The organism is Citroniella saccharovorans (genome assembly GCF_035481615.1).
Lineage (GTDB): Bacteria > Bacillota > Clostridia > Tissierellales > Peptoniphilaceae > Citroniella > Citroniella saccharovorans.
The window spans coordinates 400,411-416,144 of sequence record NZ_JAYKOT010000001.1 but is presented as its reverse complement, the minus strand read 5'-3'; the positions used below and the strand labels follow the sequence as shown (position 1 = coordinate 416,144).

The 15,734-nt window shown below is 28.4% G+C and carries 21 protein-coding genes and 1 pseudogene; 2 read left to right on the top strand and 20 right to left on the bottom strand.

The window, feature by feature from the left end; all coding sequences use genetic code 11:
• Positions 1 to 7: 7 nt before the first annotated feature.
• The 15 genes from VLK81_RS02005 to VLK81_RS01935 all read right to left on the bottom strand — a co-directional run bounded on the left by VLK81_RS02005 (position 8) and on the right by VLK81_RS01935 (position 10,587).
• Positions 8 to 913: a hypothetical protein gene (locus VLK81_RS02005; RefSeq protein ID WP_324618836.1), complete on the bottom strand. Its 906-nt coding sequence runs from the start codon at positions 911 to 913 to the stop codon at positions 8 to 10.
• Positions 903 to 1,442, bottom strand: coding sequence for a hypothetical protein (locus VLK81_RS02000; protein WP_324618835.1), 540 nt, complete (start codon positions 1,440 to 1,442; stop codon positions 903 to 905). The genes VLK81_RS02005 and VLK81_RS02000 overlap by 11 nt, the downstream gene beginning before the upstream one ends.
• On the bottom strand, positions 1,393 to 1,734 hold the full coding sequence (locus VLK81_RS01995) for a type II secretion system protein (protein WP_324618834.1): 342 nt from the start codon (positions 1,732 to 1,734) through the stop codon (positions 1,393 to 1,395). The genes VLK81_RS02000 and VLK81_RS01995 overlap by 50 nt, the downstream gene beginning before the upstream one ends.
• Positions 1,731 to 2,147, bottom strand: coding sequence for a pilus assembly FimT family protein (locus tag VLK81_RS01990; protein WP_324618833.1), 417 nt, complete (start codon positions 2,145 to 2,147; stop codon positions 1,731 to 1,733). Before VLK81_RS01990 ends, VLK81_RS01995 begins: the two co-directional genes overlap by 4 nt.
• A 558-nt stretch (positions 2,148 to 2,705) precedes the next feature.
• Entirely contained in the window at positions 2,706 to 3,368 is a 663-nt protein-coding gene (locus VLK81_RS01985) for a DNA alkylation repair protein (RefSeq protein WP_324618832.1), read from the bottom strand.
• The gene (locus VLK81_RS01980; protein WP_324618831.1) at positions 3,365 to 4,261 is read right to left on the bottom strand and encodes a sensor histidine kinase; all 897 of its coding nucleotides are present in this window, start codon (positions 4,259 to 4,261) and stop codon (positions 3,365 to 3,367) included. Before VLK81_RS01980 ends, VLK81_RS01985 begins: the two co-directional genes overlap by 4 nt.
• A gap of 1 nt (position 4,262) precedes the next feature.
• Positions 4,263 to 5,159: an ABC transporter ATP-binding protein gene (locus tag VLK81_RS01975; RefSeq protein ID WP_324618830.1), complete on the bottom strand. Its 897-nt coding sequence runs from the start codon at positions 5,157 to 5,159 to the stop codon at positions 4,263 to 4,265.
• Positions 5,160 to 5,168: 9 nt separating this feature from the next.
• Positions 5,169 to 5,948 carry a hypothetical protein gene (locus VLK81_RS01970; RefSeq protein WP_324618829.1) on the bottom strand — a complete coding sequence of 260 codons (780 nt, stop codon included), beginning with the start codon at positions 5,946 to 5,948 and terminating at the stop codon, positions 5,169 to 5,171.
• Positions 5,949 to 6,399: 451 nt separating this feature from the next.
• Positions 6,400 to 7,074, bottom strand: coding sequence for a response regulator transcription factor (locus VLK81_RS01965; RefSeq protein WP_324618828.1), 675 nt, complete (start codon positions 7,072 to 7,074; stop codon positions 6,400 to 6,402).
• Positions 7,074 to 7,511, bottom strand: coding sequence for an SH3 domain-containing protein (locus VLK81_RS01960; RefSeq protein WP_324618827.1), 438 nt, complete (start codon positions 7,509 to 7,511; stop codon positions 7,074 to 7,076). The genes VLK81_RS01965 and VLK81_RS01960 overlap by 1 nt, the downstream gene beginning before the upstream one ends.
• Positions 7,498 to 7,761: a hypothetical protein gene (locus VLK81_RS01955; RefSeq protein ID WP_324618826.1), complete on the bottom strand. Its 264-nt coding sequence runs from the start codon at positions 7,759 to 7,761 to the stop codon at positions 7,498 to 7,500. Before VLK81_RS01955 ends, VLK81_RS01960 begins: the two co-directional genes overlap by 14 nt.
• A gap of 45 nt (positions 7,762 to 7,806) precedes the next feature.
• Positions 7,807 to 8,136: a DUF6442 family protein gene (locus tag VLK81_RS01950; protein WP_324618825.1), complete on the bottom strand. Its 330-nt coding sequence runs from the start codon at positions 8,134 to 8,136 to the stop codon at positions 7,807 to 7,809.
• Position 8,137: 1 nt separating this feature from the next.
• The gene (locus VLK81_RS01945; protein ID WP_324618824.1) at positions 8,138 to 8,839 is read right to left on the bottom strand and encodes a carbon-nitrogen hydrolase family protein; all 702 of its coding nucleotides are present in this window, start codon (positions 8,837 to 8,839) and stop codon (positions 8,138 to 8,140) included.
• Positions 8,839 to 9,672 (bottom strand): PTS sugar transporter subunit IIA, encoded by an 834-nt coding sequence (locus VLK81_RS01940; protein ID WP_324618823.1) that lies wholly within the window; start codon positions 9,670 to 9,672, stop codon positions 8,839 to 8,841. The genes VLK81_RS01945 and VLK81_RS01940 overlap by 1 nt, the downstream gene beginning before the upstream one ends.
• 30 nt (positions 9,673 to 9,702) lie before the next feature.
• Positions 9,703 to 10,587, bottom strand: coding sequence for a class I SAM-dependent methyltransferase (locus tag VLK81_RS01935; RefSeq protein ID WP_324618822.1), 885 nt, complete (start codon positions 10,585 to 10,587; stop codon positions 9,703 to 9,705).
• Positions 10,588 to 10,796: 209 nt separating this feature from the next.
• On the opposite strand from VLK81_RS01935, the gene VLK81_RS01930 reads away from it, so the two are divergent.
• Complete coding sequence (locus tag VLK81_RS01930; RefSeq protein ID WP_324618821.1) at positions 10,797 to 10,958, top strand: hypothetical protein; 162 nt, start codon at positions 10,797 to 10,799, stop codon at positions 10,956 to 10,958.
• A gap of 56 nt (positions 10,959 to 11,014) precedes the next feature.
• Positions 11,015 to 11,677, top strand: a complete 663-nt coding sequence (locus tag VLK81_RS01925; protein ID WP_324618820.1) for a hypothetical protein — start codon at positions 11,015 to 11,017, stop codon at positions 11,675 to 11,677.
• A 155-nt stretch (positions 11,678 to 11,832) separates the two neighbouring features.
• On the opposite strand, the gene tnpA is transcribed toward VLK81_RS01925, so the two are convergent.
• From tnpA to rlmH, 5 genes and pseudogenes are all read right to left on the bottom strand, one after another.
• Entirely contained in the window at positions 11,833 to 12,306 is a 474-nt protein-coding gene (tnpA, locus tag VLK81_RS01920; protein WP_324618628.1) for an IS200/IS605 family transposase, read from the bottom strand.
• Between the two features lie 217 nt (positions 12,307 to 12,523).
• The gene (locus VLK81_RS01915) at positions 12,524 to 13,747 is read right to left on the bottom strand and encodes a DUF4097 family beta strand repeat-containing protein (RefSeq protein ID WP_324618819.1); all 1,224 of its coding nucleotides are present in this window, start codon (positions 13,745 to 13,747) and stop codon (positions 12,524 to 12,526) included.
• A gap of 24 nt (positions 13,748 to 13,771) precedes the next feature.
• Positions 13,772 to 14,134 carry a DUF2089 domain-containing protein gene (locus tag VLK81_RS01910; RefSeq protein WP_324618818.1) on the bottom strand — a complete coding sequence of 121 codons (363 nt, stop codon included), beginning with the start codon at positions 14,132 to 14,134 and terminating at the stop codon, positions 13,772 to 13,774.
• Positions 14,135 to 14,414: 280 nt separating this feature from the next.
• Positions 14,415 to 15,234, bottom strand: a pseudogene (locus tag VLK81_RS01905) (tRNA 2-thiocytidine biosynthesis TtcA family protein).
• A 19-nt stretch (positions 15,235 to 15,253) separates the two neighbouring features.
• Positions 15,254 to 15,733: a 23S rRNA (pseudouridine(1915)-N(3))-methyltransferase RlmH gene (gene rlmH / locus VLK81_RS01900; protein ID WP_324618817.1), complete on the bottom strand. Its 480-nt coding sequence runs from the start codon at positions 15,731 to 15,733 to the stop codon at positions 15,254 to 15,256.
• Position 15,734 lies beyond the last annotated feature (1 nt).

Below are 15,734 nucleotides of genomic sequence, written 5' to 3'. Positions count from 1 at the left end.
TTTACTCCTAGTATGAAAAAATTTTACTTTTAAAGGCTCTTATATCTACAATACTTACCCTATCTTCAAATTTAACTAAGACATTGTAGTTAATTTCTCTCGGCTTTATTATTTTCCTATAATCCTCAAGTTTTGCGATTACAATTCCTCTTTTAAAAATTAAGTTACTTCTGTTAAAATTTTTAGGTAGACTTTTTATAATAAGTAATCCATTCATCTCAAGTTTTCCATCTAGCTTTGTATCTTTATCTATAATAACAAGTGCATTTAAATTATTTATAGTCTTAGTTTTTTCTATTTTGAAATTAGGTAGAAGAATATAATCATCTCCAGAAATACTTTTAACTTTGCTAGCTTCTAAGCCCTCATCTTCTTGAGGATTTTCTTTTTTTCCATCTGGATTATTAGGATTTATTTCTTCCTCTATATATTTTAAACTATTGGAGCTTGCATCAAGTAATTTTATATTTTTACCTTCTTCTATCTTTTTTAAATCACTGGACATAAAAAGATTTACAAGACCCTCAATATCTTTATTTTCTATATTTATAGCTTCCTTGTAGAAAATATCTAAATATTTCCTGAAAAACATATTTCTTTTTAAGCTTTCTCCCTGATAAAAAGTTTCTGTTAAAATTGCAAATTGACCTTTTGATTTTAAATTATCTGTATCTAAACTTGCTTTTTCATTTTCTTCATCAATAAGCACCGAAGATTTAAGTCCTTCTTCTTTAAATTTTTGAACTGCTTTATATATGGTATTTTCAGAAATATATTTAATTCTTAAAGACTTATCATCATAGACCTCAGCCATTGTATCACTATATAAAAGATCTAGAAGAAGCATGGTTGTACCAGCTAAAAGAAGGATAAAATATAGGCTTAAAAGTAGTATATAGGATCTATTTTTCATACTTACTCGCCTCCAAATAAACGCTAATTCTTCTAACTTCATTTGAGTTTTTAAGTAAGATTTCAAGTAAGGAAAGCTCTTTATTAAAATTAACCTCTGCATCATCTAGTTCTTCAGCCAAAATATTATATCCTCCACCAGTAAATTTGGGATTATCTGTGTAATAAGGAAGATTCATAGCATATCTTTTTAACTTTCCACCAGAAAAACTATAGTAGGAGTAGTTATGCTTATAACTTGATTCATTATTTTCACTATAAAGATAAAATCCAAATGTATTTTCTAGATTTGGAAAAACCGCCTTATCTATATCAAAAACTTTATCGGAAAATTCTATTTCTCTTTTTAAAAAATCTCTAGCATAATCTATTTCATTTTCTGACTTTTCTCTGTAGAATTTAAGAGAATTGCTTGAAAGATTTGTGAAATTTATAAAAACTCCCAAAAGTAAAAGGCCCAAAAAAAGAGCCAACAAAAGTTCAATTAGAGTAAATGCTCTTGTCTTTTGGAAGGTAGAAAATAATTTCATAATTAATATCTCCATCAATTAATTTAAGTTTGTACTTGTTACTAAGCTCTTCACTGTAGCTTTCTATATTGTAGTCATAGGGGGACTCTAGACTAATATTTCCATCTTCAAAATAATTAGCTTTTGTCCTTTCGATAATTCTCTCCGCCTCCATCACTAAAGCTTTTTTTCTTTCAATTGTTTCCCTAGATTTAAAACTAAAAGAAATAGCTGGTAAAACTGAAATAGCTATTAAGGAAATAAGGCTTACACCTATCATAACTTCTAGGAGAGTAAATGCTCTTTTTCTCATTCAACCACCCCTCTGTAAGTAATTTTGCCTGTTGCTACTGGAATTGTAATCTTGTATTTTTTATTGCCACTTAAGATAATTGATCCCGCATTTGCACTAAAGCTTGATATTTTAAATTCTATTTTTGAATCCGAAAGATTGGTATTTATTTTAAGTTTTTTTAATTTTAAATTTATAAACTCCCTATCCTTGCTAGAAGCTTTAAGAGAATTTTCATAGAGGCTTACAACTACATTGCTTCTTCTTTTTAAAGAATATGCTCTTGCAGACCTTAAGGCGCTGCATACTTTTTTTACCTCCATCTCTTCGAGATTTTGATTTATTGTATCGAATTTTATTAAGGCTACAGACAAAACTATCCCCAAAATAGCTATAAGAACTATAACTTCTAAAAATGTGAAGGCTCTTTTCATAAAATCACCCCTACAAGTTTTTCTCCCCATAAACTTACTATAATAAATGAAAGATAAATAAATGGTATAAGGGGAATTTTACTCTTTACAGACCCAAACATTTTCTCAAGTAGAATATAAAGCGCAGCTAGTAAAAAAGTTAAAAAGAAATATAGAAAAAGCTCGAGGCCCTTAAAATATATAAATGTAAGAGCAAACACTCCCAGGTCTCCCTCGCCTATAGGAACTTTTTTCCAATTTAGAAAATATGTAGTAAAAAAATAAAAATAAAATCGATAGAATGCTCGCCCAATAATCAAGTCTTGACCTTAAAAAAGAAAAGATAAAATATATAATACTTAAAATAATAAGCGGAATAAAAAATTTATCATCAAAAGAGAGATTATATAGATCATCTTGTGCAAGTTTAAGAAGAATAAATCCGCATAAAGAGTTAAATATAAGAGCCTTATCTCCGCTTAAAAATGAGAAAATAAAAAAAAGTCCTAAAGAAAAGATTAAAAAAATATCAAATATTTTTTTATTACTTAAATTTAGAACTTTCATAAAAAACACCCACTAGATTTTATATTTTGAGGCTGTTTCCTTTTCTTCCTTAGTGAAATAGGAGGACTGTCTGATCTTTGATATAAAAGCGTTTTGAAATTCTTTTGCAAGATTCATATCTTCAAGAATTTTATATCCCTCACTTTTATATTTTTTTGTAAATTCTTCTAGAAACCACCCTACTCCCATTTTAACATAATAGTCATAATTTGTGATAGAAAAAATTAGATTTAGATTTTTATCTAGGTAGAAAGGGCTATTAAAATATCTCATCATTAATACAAGGGCCGTTCTAATATAAAAAGTTTTTCCACTTGAAATTAATTTCTCAAAATAAGAATAGCTAAGATTTTCTTCATTTTTCATGTTCTTAATTTTGACAGAGTCTGTAAGCTCCCAGTTATCTAGCTTATCTATAATTTTATCTAGCTCTAAAATAGCTTCCTTAAAATCGTCTATTTCTGAAATAATATAAATATGAATTAAAAATTCTTCTTGATATATATGTGGCGTATTTAAAAATTCTTTGTGTAAGTCTTTTGTCTTTTTAAAAATTTCTCTTAAATCTTTTTTCCTAACCCCTATTACTTCCTTTTCATCAAGGCCTTTAATAATTCTTAGAAGAAAGTTTTTGTAAGACTCATCCTTTTTTTCAAATAATAGTTTTGTAATCATATACTATCCTTATAACTTATTGTAAATATAATATAGTCTCCCTCAAAATTAACATCAATCTTTTCTCCAGACCTATTTAACATAAGCTTAGTCGAATAAAGTCCAAGCCCAGAACTTCTCTTTACCCTGGCATGATCTTCTGTATAATATTTTGTAAAAATCTTATCTTTAACTAGATTAGAATCATTTTTTATATCATTTTTAAATACAGTATAAAGTCTACCATTTTTTTCAAAATGACTTATCTCCGCCTTAGACTTAGTAAATTTTAACATATTTGAAATTAGATTCTCGAAAGATCTAAAAAGATATTTTTCATTGGTGAAGATAGATTTATTTGATAGAATATGATCATCTAGTTTAATTCCCTTCTTTTCAAAGTCTACATAATATTCAGAGATAAGCTCTTCCAAAATAATATTAGGGTAGACCTTTTGCATTTCTAAATCTTTTTTTGTCTCTATTAGTTTTAAGGAGTAAAAATCATTAATAAGTTCTTCAAGTGAGTAGGATTTCTTTTCAATAATACTTAAATAATGATTTATTTTATCTTCCCTACATTCATCTTTTGATAGCTGAATATAGCCAATTATAGAAGTTAGAGGCGTTCTAATATCATGAGAGATTGAAGTTATTTCCCTATTTAAATTTTCCCTTTCAATAGCGGACCTTTTTTTAGTTTCTTCATTTTTTTCAATTAATTTATTTATCAGTTTAGATATTTCAAGACTAATTTTAAAACTACCAGAATTAACCCTCATATTAGACTTTTCTTCTTTAAGATATTCTTCTGTGAGGCCTATTGTTTTTTTTAAGTCTTTAAATAATATAAAAAGTATTAAGCCTAGACCAATATTTAGGCCTAAGCTTAATATAAAAAATACCTTTAGCATCTTATCTTCCAACCAAATTCATATAATAATCTTCAAGGTTTTGATGAGTTTTGTTAGCGTTTAAAACATCAATCTTGTTTTCTACTAAAAATGCAATAATTCTACTTATATCGTCTCCTGCATTTAAAACCTTTACTGAATTATTTTCAGATGCACTAACGCCATATTTAAACTTTTCTTCAATCAAAGCCATAGCTTTGCTATTGTCAGAAGTTTCTAAAATAATATGATTTGATGTTTCATCATATAATTGTTTAATGGTCATTTCTTTAATCTTTTTCCCATTATCTATAACTAAAAATTTGGTAACAGTATTTGAAAGTTCTGATAAAAGATGAGAAGAAATAATAAAAGTAACTCCATTTTCAAGGGCAAGTTTTTTAATTAGATTTCTAATTTCATATATTCCCTTTGGATCAATTCCGCTTATTGGCTCATCTAATATCATAATTTCTGGATTTGTAATAAGGGCAAGAGCAATAGCAAGTCTTTGCTTCATACCAACAGAATATTTTCCAACATTCTTTTTAGAAGAAGGATCTAAGCCAACTGTTTCAAGTGCTTCAAAAATCTTACTTCTTTCAGGAACATTTCTTTGAATCCTAAAATACTCAAGATTATCTAGAGCGGTCATATCTTTAAAAAGAGTTGGGTTTTCTAAGATAGCTGACATTCTTTTTCTACCTTTTTCAAGATCCTTTGATTCAAAAAGTTCAATTTCTCCAGAGCTAGGAGTTGAAACTCCTGTGATAAGTTTTAGTAGGGTTGATTTTCCTGCTCCATTTGGGCCGACAATTCCATATATATCTCCTTTTTCAATTTCAAGTGAAATATTATCTACAGCCATTGTATCCTTAAACTTTTTAGTTAAATTTACTGTCTTAATTACATTAGTCATATTAGCCTCCTATAAAAGTTCTCTCTTTTTAAATGCCAATAGTCCTAAAAAATGGCTAATAGCAAAACAGATTACAAAAGATAAAATTATATTTCCAATTTTATATCCAGACGCTGCTATAGCTTTACTAAATATTGGTTCCTCATATAAAACTCTATTTGCAACTTGGTTTAGTATATGAGTAGGAAGATAATCCCCAATCTTTAAAATTAACATACTATATTTTTCCCCCGATATAATAAATAAAACTCTTAAAATTAAATCAAAAGCAGCATAATTCATTAAAATACCTCCAAAAGGTTTATTAAATAAATATGCGAGTCCATATAAAACAGAGTTTACATTTATTTGAAGCAAAAGGCTAACTAAAACAGTTTTTATAAAGGCATACATTCCAGTGTCAGTATGAACTGCTTTAAAAATGGCTCCAAGTGGAAAGCTTAGCACAATTAAAACTAGCATAATTATTAAAGCTAATATTGCAACGATTAAATTGTAAGTAATAAAATCCCACCAGTAAAGTTTTTCCTTTTTTATTCCATAGCCAATAATCTGTGTTTTTGTGTCCTTGTTTTTAAATATAAAGAATAAAGCAATACATGAAACGACAATTGTTCCAAATCCTATAGCAAGTTCACCCGCACCTGAATAATAATCAATATCAAATTTAGTATTTGTTGCAGATAGAGTTATAATTAAAGGCACGAAAATTGCTACTGCAAGAATTAAATATCTGAACGCCTTCGTTTTTTTAGCTCTAAATAGCTCACTTTTAATATAACTAATCATTTTTACCTCCTTGATTTTTATATCTTTTTATTACAAGATTATTATATAAAATATTTTTAGAAAAAAGATTTATAATTCATAAAAAATATATAAAGATTTCTTAATAATTATTTATACTTTTTAAACTTTTAATAAGGCTACTTTTAAAAAAAAGAAAAAATACTCAATATAAAAAATGCTAAGATAAAATAACCTTAGCATCATCTTGCTTAAAAAGTGGCAAAATCCAAAAGCTAGCGCTCCATACGAAAGAAATTGTAAGAAATTCAAATTGAAATAATCCGCCCGTAAACCAAACTGTTTGAGCGTTAGCGAGCTATCGATTTACAGGATTATGAGATTTAGAATTTCTCATTTTCTGCAGTCGGATAAGCGTTTTTGGATTTTGTCTACACTCTGATGCTAAGATAAAATAATCTTAGCATTTAATTTTTAAAGAAAAACTTCATTATTAAATTTTTAGTCTATAGCCTCTCTTCCAAACGGTTACAATCAAATCTTCCCCAGAGGCCTTTTTAAGTTTTTGTCTTAAATTTGATATGTGAACAGAAATAGAGTTGTCAAATCCTCCAATTTCACTTCCCCATATAAGCTCATATAGACTGTCTCTTGAAATGATTGCTCCATTTGCTTTTACAAACTCCCTAAGAATTTTAAATTCCGAAAAAGTAAGATCCAGTTTTTCATCATTATAAAAAGCTTCTCCACTTGAAATATTGAGTTTTAAATTTTTAATTTCAAGTATCTCATCGTCTGTTTTCAAAATACTATCATTTCTTCTTAGAAGTGCCTTAACTCTTGCCCTAAGTTCAATCATTTCAAAAGGTTTCAGTAAAAAGTCGTCCGCTCCGAGTTCCAAAACATTAACCCTATCCATAACATCAACTTTTCCTGAAACTACAAGAATTGGAGAAGAAGACTTTTCCCTAACCTTTAAAATAAAATCTTCTCCGCAAATTCCAGGTAGCATAAGGTCTAAGATAAATAGATCAATTCCCTTGTCCAAATAAAAAAGGCCTTCTGTTCCAGAAAAAGCTTGGAAGATCTCATATCCATCTTTTAATAAAAAATCTCTAATTAAATTGTTTATATCCTCGTCATCTTCAACAATTAAAATCCTATCCATTATTCTTCAACTGCCATATCAGATAAAATATATCCAAAGCCATCACTAGAGCCTGCTGATTTTATTTTAAGCCAAACTTCTCCATTTTCATTGGTAATTTTTTCAAAAACATCAACAGATTGCCAGTATCCAAGAGTAGTTAGTACATCAGAATCAGTTTTTGGTTCTTTTCTTACATTTAAGTCAGGTATTACAATTTTGTAAGTAGCTATTGGGCTTATTCCAATATCTACTGAAAGGTACTTAACTGAAACCCAGCCGCTTAAATCGTCCTTAGAAAATTTAACCCAGGCCTCGCCAGCTACTTCTTTTTCTTCCAAAGCTTCAATAACATCTCCTGTTTGTAACTGTCCCATTAACTCAGAATCACTAGAAGCTTCCTTTCTAACATTTAGAGGACCTTCAGAAACAGAATATTTTTTCTTATTTTTCTCCATAGAAAGTTTCTTTTTCGTCAGCCTTCTTCTTTTCTTCGGCGTCTTTTTTCTCTTTCTTTTCTTTTTCTACTTCTTTTTCCCTCTCCATAAATGTTTCATCTGTTTTAATAAGTTCATTTTTATCTATTAGATTAACTTTAATATTTATATTTTCAGAATCATCAACTTTTATATCCTCTACCATGCTGCAAGCTGATAAAATTACACTTATAGCGATTATAGGAAAAAGACTTTTAATAAATTTAAACATTTAATCCACCTCTTTATCTAAATTATATCAAATATATAAATAATTTTAAATAGCTTTAAGTATTACAAAAGCTATATATAGAATACTTATAAAAAGATTAATATAAAGATAGACTTTTTTATTTTTCATAGATTTTTTAAAGAAAACATCTAGGCTGGCAAAAGCCATAAAAAGAATAAAGAAAGCATCCTGATAGAAAGTCTTTTTAATCCCATAAGTTGAATAAATAAAAAGAATAAAAGATACAATCATAAGAATAAAACTTAGATTTTGTCTAGGATTATCCTTTTCCAAATATATCTTTTTTTCACGTCTTAAATCGCCTCTAGGTTTCTTTTCATCTTGCTTTTTCTTATCTATGTCAGTAGTTTTCATATTAGTCCTCATAAATTAAATCCATTTTATTATTTTCTCCTAAGATTTTCCCGTGGTAAGAGACAAAGGAAGAAGTAGGTCTATCCTTTAATGAATTTACAAAAATAGTCTTCATAGGTACAATTTCAGTTCTTTCTAAATAAAACTTTTTTTCCTCTTTCCAAACATCCAAGCTAAAATCTAAGTGGGCTGGCCACAAAAGATAGTCTGTATAATATGAAGAAATATCCTCCAAAAATTCATCTGTAAAAAAGTCACCACAGATCAGGGTTAAAAAGCTTTTATTTTTATATTCAAAAGTTAAAAAACTACTTCCTTCCCTATAATCCTTATTTGCGTAAGCTTCCTTCCAGCCGGGAGACCTTCTCCTATAATTTAAGATAGTTTCTCCCTTGTCAGATATAACCATATAAGAAGAATAAATAGCTCCCTTAAAATTTTCATAATAGCCAAATCCAAGTCCAATCTTATAATCATTGCAGGCTTTTTTTAAAATGGCAATCTCTCTAGAAGATTCTCCAAGAGAAATTTCAATATCATTTTTATAATCAAAATTAAGTGAATCAAAACCTTGGAGAATTGCCTCTCCAAAAATTACTAAATCGCAAGATTTTTCAGATCCCTCATGGATTTTCTCTAAAATTTCGTTCAAATAATCATCTATACTATTTTTTCTATCAATAACAGGTATAAAAAATTTCACTATTTTTTCCTCCTAAATATCTTAAATGCATCCATCAAAGAAGTTTTATCTTCCTTGTAGATAGATAGCCCCTCTGGGAATAAATATTTTTCAGGGTTTTCTATTAAATCTTCAATCTTTCCAAAAATAACTTTCTTTCCACAAAGCCTAGGATATGAAGAAAGACTTTTATTTGCAACAATAACAAAATCAGCATTTTCAATTGTTTCCCTCGTTATATTTTGAAAATCCTTCCTTAAGTAAACTTCAAGCCCAACACTTTTTTCACTTGCCAGTTTTTTTAAAACTTCTTCAGCTATAAAATTATAGACCATACCACTTGGACAGCTAAGAAGAGCAAGAGCATATCCGTTCTTTTTATTCTCTTCAACATCCCTAAAGTCCATTTCCCTATTTTTGAAAAGTTCTATAATCTTGTCCTTGTCATCTTCTTCCATAAGAGATTTTAAAAAATTTTCATCTAAGACATTTCTAGAAAACTCTGCTAAAATCTCTAAATGTTCATCTTTTTTATCGCTTGGAATTCCTATAAAGAAAATTAACTTTGTTTTATTTTCATCTTTTGGAAAGAGGTAAGGCTCCTTTAACCTATAAAAAGCTAAAAACACTCTCTTTACACCAGAACTTTTTGCGTGGAAAATTCCAATATCTTTGCCAAAAGAAGTTGAAGCAATTTTTTCCCTATCAATAATATCTTTTAATAAAAGCTCCTTATCTGTTCTACTATCGATTTTATAAATCATATCTATAATTTCACTACTAATCTCCTCCTTGGACTTAAAATCCTTATCTAAGAAGATTAGATTTTTTTCAAGATATTTATATATTTTCATATTTTGCCTCCATTTTAAATGAAGCTAAGTTTATTTTCTAGTTGCACATATAACGCTAGTTAAAACTATCTCCCTATCAAAAATCTTCTCTTTATTTTCATATTCTTCTTTTCTAATTTCAAGCCTCTTATCCAAATTATCAAAAAGAAGTTCTGCCTCATCGTCTGTTATATAATCGTCCCTATAAAGCCTTTCTAAAATTTCCTCCTGAGAAATCTTTTTTGTATCAAAGATTAAATTTGCTAGTTCCTCACTAACTTCATCATCATCTGGACATATCCTAGTAAAAACGTTGTTAATGCTTATATCTTTAAAAGAAAATTCCCTTATTTTTTTAAAAAGCTCAGCTTCACTTAAATTAAACTTTCTAACCCCTTCTTCTTTAAGATCTGGAAAATGAACATCTCTTAATCTTTCCCAAACTTTTTCCTCTTCATCTTCTAAGTTTTTGTCAAGTTTTACATAATTTAAAATATCGTTGGAAGAATGCAAAACAGACATGATTATCATTTTGCCGCCCTTTTTTAATAATTTTTCTTGAATAGACAAAAGACAATCTGGGTCTATATGTTCAGCTAGAGTATAGGAAATAACAATATCAAAATCATTTTCTTTAAAATATAAGTCTTCCAAATCATCTAAGAAAAACTTACCAGAAACTACAAATTCATTTGCAAAATCAATAAAATTTCTATCCCTATCAAGGCCATACAAGCTAGCATTTGGATAAACTTCAGAAAGCCTGTGTATAAGAGCACCAGGCCCGCACCCAAGTTCTAATATTTTTACCTTTTTATCCTTATCAATATTAAATATATTTTCAAAATCCTTAAAAAATCCATCCTTAAACCTTAAACTTCTAGACAAAAATAAAGTTTTAACCCCTTGAACATTTGTAGACCAAAAAGTTTCCATAAATTCCCTCCATTAGATTACTCTTAATCTCATTATACAAAATACCAGGATATATTTAAAGTAAAGAAATTATATATATAATCGCTTGGTGTGATTGAGTTATAATATTATATTTTGTGTTTTTTTTTGCAATTATTTTTAATTTACTGATTAAGAAATATAAAATTGGGTATAATATTAATAAGATAAAGTCTTTAGGAGGTAGAAATATGTGCAAACTATTTGATTTTTTGAAGAAAAAAAAAGATAACAATAAAAAAAATCCTAAAAAATCCTCTTTAGATGATGATAGAGTAAGAGGAGAAGAAGCAAATTTAAACGACTCAAATATGAGAATGAGAAATAAGTTCAGAGGAGGCGGTGGATACTAAAAGAAAAAATTTGGAAAAGAAAAAGAAAATAATATTTTACTTAAGGAGGAATAACAATGAAAAAAATATTATTAAGCTCTTTTCTATCTATACTTTTACTTTTAAGTGCCTGTTCAAATCCTGATACTAAGGCAGCAGGAAGTGAAACAAATCCCAGCATAAGTAAAGTAGATGCTTTAAATGAGACTCAAAATAAAAAAAGCGAAGATGACAGCAAAGAAGGTCGTTTTTTCGATAAGAATGACACTAATGAAGATTACAATATTTTTTTAGCTGTAGCTGACATAGATGATTTGAATTTTGTGCAATATCCTAAAAATTTTTCTTCCTTTAATCTTAATAGAAATGAAAAATTAGATAAAAAAGCAGAAGAATTATACAAAAATAGAACTATATTTATAGAAGGTTATTTCTCAGCAGTTAAAGATATATTAAGTAGTGAAAATATCAAATTAAAGAAAAAAAATAATAATGACGTTTCCTATGACAATCCCGGTGAAAAAGCACTTATAGCTTTTGAAGGAAAAGAAAATGGTAGATTTATTAAAATCTTTGAAAATAGAGAATTGGTATTTTCAAATAGGGATAAAAATGGAGCATTTTTATACGAAATTCCTGAAAGAGATTTTGAGGAAATAATTAGACTTACAAGATTCTTTAAAGTAGCCTGTGACCATATGTTAGATATAGAAGTAGACCTATTAAGAAAATATGAATAGTTAATACTAAAAAATATTTTTAGTTTAAATTAAATCATAACCACCGGCTAAGCCGGTGGTTTGTTTTGCCCCTATAAGGGGCTGTTACCGGCAGCATTTCATGCTTCGAACTTTCTTTCTCGTGCACCAATTTTCACAGCTGGTGCTAAAGCACCTTACTTTTTGCTTTTGTTTACTTGCTCTCCCGTAAACGGGTCTACAAATTCTTTAATGCTTATTTGGTCTGCCATGTAATCTTCTTTTAATTGATTTTTTATATATTCTTGTATTTTTTTCGCATTTTTTCCTGCTGTATCTACATAATATCCTCTGCACCAAAAATGTCTATTTCCGTATTTGTATTTTAAGTTTGCATGTCTATCAAATATTATCAAACTACTTTTTCCTTTTAAATAGCCCATTGTTTGAGATATGCTGTATTTCGGTGGAATTTCTAACAACATATGAATATGGTCTGGACAACATTCTGCTTCTATTATGCTTATTCCTTTTCTATCACATAAGTCCCTTAATATTTTTCCTATATCTTGTTTTAACCTTCCATATATTACTTGTCTTCTATATTTTGGAGCAAATACTATATGATACTTACAATTCCATGATGTATGTGATAAACTATTATTATCCATTTAGGATACCTCCCTTTTCTGTCTATGCTACTGCCAGTAACATAAATAGTTTATCATGGGAGGTTTTTTGCTTGAAGCTAAAGCTTATTTTTCTACCACCAGCATAGCTGGTGGTTTATTCATGCTAAAGCGCACAAAAAAGGGATTCTAAACATAGCGTTAGAATCCCTTTTGATTTGAAAATTTTATATTTTAAAAACTCTACTTTTTAATATCTCTAGTCAATATTTGTAGATCCAAATAGAGCCTTTGCTTCTATTATTAGTGAAGATTCATCATCGTCTTTGTAATTATCAGAAAAAGCTATAACTTCGCTCTTTTCATCTATAACTGAAGTGAATCTATTTCCAAAATTAAGGTTGGATGTATTCCTATCTTTTCTTTTATATATAACTTTTACTGCTTGTAGAAGTTTATCAAGAGAAATATTTAGATTTCCTGATACAATATCTACCTTTATTTTTCTAGAAGATTTACCTACTCCATCTATATTTATCTTGCCACTTGTTAGCTCGAAGCTAGAATTTACATAATTAATATCTTCTGCTACTAATTTTCCTGAGACAGATTTTGCTTTTAAATCATCGCCGCTTATTTTTTCTAATAGAACTTTACCATCTACTGTCTCAACTTTAGCATCGCCAAGCTTAGTATCACATACCATAGCTTTACCAGAAATAACTTTTAATTCAGCTTTTTCAGCTTCTACTCCCTTTACTAAAAGTTTTCCATTTGTTACAGATGCTTTTACTGATTTATAGACTTTTTTTGGTAGGTAAAGGTCTATATTTGCCTCAAATGAATCTATTCTAAAATATTCATTTAATGGTTTGATTATTAAAGTACTTCCCTCTTTTGTCATATCAAAGTATCTATTATTTTTGTTTGAGTTTAGCCTATCGTCATAAAAAATCTTTATATTTGCCCTGATATTATTTGGACTTTTTCCTTTACTTTCTTCTTTTTTATCTTCCTTACTTTCTTCTTCATTTAGATTGAAGTCATCACCCTCAGCAAATTCTAAGTCTAAAGGATCTTTCTTTTCATCTAGCTCCTCTTCTTCATCTTCTAAGCCGTGGATGGTAATTTTCCCATTGTAATTTTCAACCTCAATTGAATCAACATCTCCACTCTTTTCCAAATCGTAGTCAAATACTTGTTCAGTCTTTCCCTTAAATTTTGAAAAAGTAGATCCAATATCACTAATGGTCTCCTCAATATTAATCTTTTGTATGGCTTCTTGTGTTCTTCTTCCAATAGATGCAATTGAGTCTGTAATCTTTGAAACAAAATCATCTTCCAAAAACTTAAACTTATTTTCACCAATATTTTTCTTTGTATTTTTATCTTCTCCCATAGCTTCTAAGAGCTTAAGGGCTTCTTCTTCGCTAATTTTACCTTCTTTAAGCATTTGTAGAACTAAAAGTTTCTCTTTACTCATAATTATACCTCCATTTTAATTCTATTATTTATAAGCGTTTAAAAGTTCTGTAGCTTCTTCAGGAGTTATTTCTCCTTCGTTAAGTCTATTTAATATATCTATTCTAGCTTCTTTTACTCCAACTTCGTGTCCCAATGATTTAATTACGCTGTCAAGTTTATTCCTTACAGTAGGATAGGAAATGCCAAGTTCTTTTTCTATTTCTTTGATTGATCCTCTTTTCATAACAAAAACTTCTATAAAGTCTTTTTCTTCAGCCGTTAATTTTGAAAATTTATCTTCTTCAAATTCTCCTCTAATAGTTGTGCCGCATCCGTTGCAGGAAAGTTCTTTTATAATTAATTCTCCTCCACAAACAGGGCATTTAGATAATTTATTATTTGCCATCTCTATCACCTCAAATATATATTAACAACTACTTTTTATTTTGTCAAGCTTTTTAAGTATAAAAATTGATAATATTAATTTTACTTTTAATATATTTAATATTTTTCTTCAAAATGATTATTTCACCTCTAAATATTAATGAATTTTTATTTTGATTTATATGATAGATTTACTTATATCTAATTAAAAATACTTAAATCATTTTTGAAAATAAAAAAACTCTCATGAAAGAGAGTTTAAAAATTATAAATATTTTTATTTAAGTCATAGAAAAGATTTTTTAATATTCATCTAAAAAATTTATTTTTTTACCAGCTTTAGTGTAAGCTAACACCATATCTATATTGACATTTTCTGATGATTTAAAGATTGAATTTTCTACATTTGGGAATTTTTCTTCCAAGCCTTCTATTAATTTTTTTATTTCTTTCCTAGTTCCATCTTCTTTTCTTTCTGTAAAGGAGCAGGCACAGTTCATCGCTTCCAGACCAATATGGTCCCTCCAGCTAATAATTGACTTTTCTCTTATATAATACATGGGTCTAATTAGCTCTATTCCTTCAAAATTTTTAGACTTTAGTTTAGGCATCATAGTTTTGTAGCTTCCTGCCCTTAATATGTTTATCATGGTCGTTTCTATAACATCATCAAAATGATGACCAAGGGCAAGTTTATTTGCTCCAAGTTCTTTAGACTTTGAATAAAGGGCTCCCCTTCTCATTCTTGCGCACATATAGCAGGGAGCATTTTTAGATATTCCTTCTGATATTTCAAAAATATTTGTTTTAAATATTTTAAGATCTATCCCAAGCTGGCTCGCATTTTTTAAAAGTTTTTCTCTATTCTTTTTCGCTATATCCAGGATCCATAGCTATATAAACCGTTTCAAATGAGTATAGTCCATGTTTTTGAAGTTCTTCTATTAGCTTTGCAAGTAATAAACTATCCTTCCCGCCAGATATTGCAACTGCAACCTTATCTCCTTCTTCTATAAGTCTATAATCTTTACAGGCTTTTATAAATTTGCTCCATATATATTTTCTATATTTTTTAATAATTGAATTTTCAGCTAAAAACTTTATGTCTTTATTTTCTTCCATCTTTTTAATCTTTCTAATATTATTTATGGTAGGGCTCACCATTTAAAATTTTAAATCCCCTATAAATTTGCTCTAAAAGTATAACTCTTGCGAGTTGGTGAGGAAAGGTCATCTTTGAGATTTTTAGCCTATAATTTGCTATATCTTTTATTCCCTTTCCTAGTCCATGACTAGATCCTATAATAAAAGTAATCGAAGAATATCCATCTACAGTAATTTTTTCTATCATACTTGAAAATTCTTCACTAGTAAGTTCACTTCCTTCAAGTGAGAGTTCAATTACAAAAGAGGAAGGATTTACTTTACTTTTAATTTTTTCTTCTTCTTTTTCAAGACAATCTAAAATATTTTTTTGAGAAGCCTTTTCTGAAAGTTTTTCTTCTGGAATCTCGATTATTTCCATTCTAGAAAATTTTGAAATTCTTTTTTGATATTCCATAGAACATTCTTTTAAAAATTGCTCTTTTAAATTTCCAACAGCTATTATTGTTATTTTCATT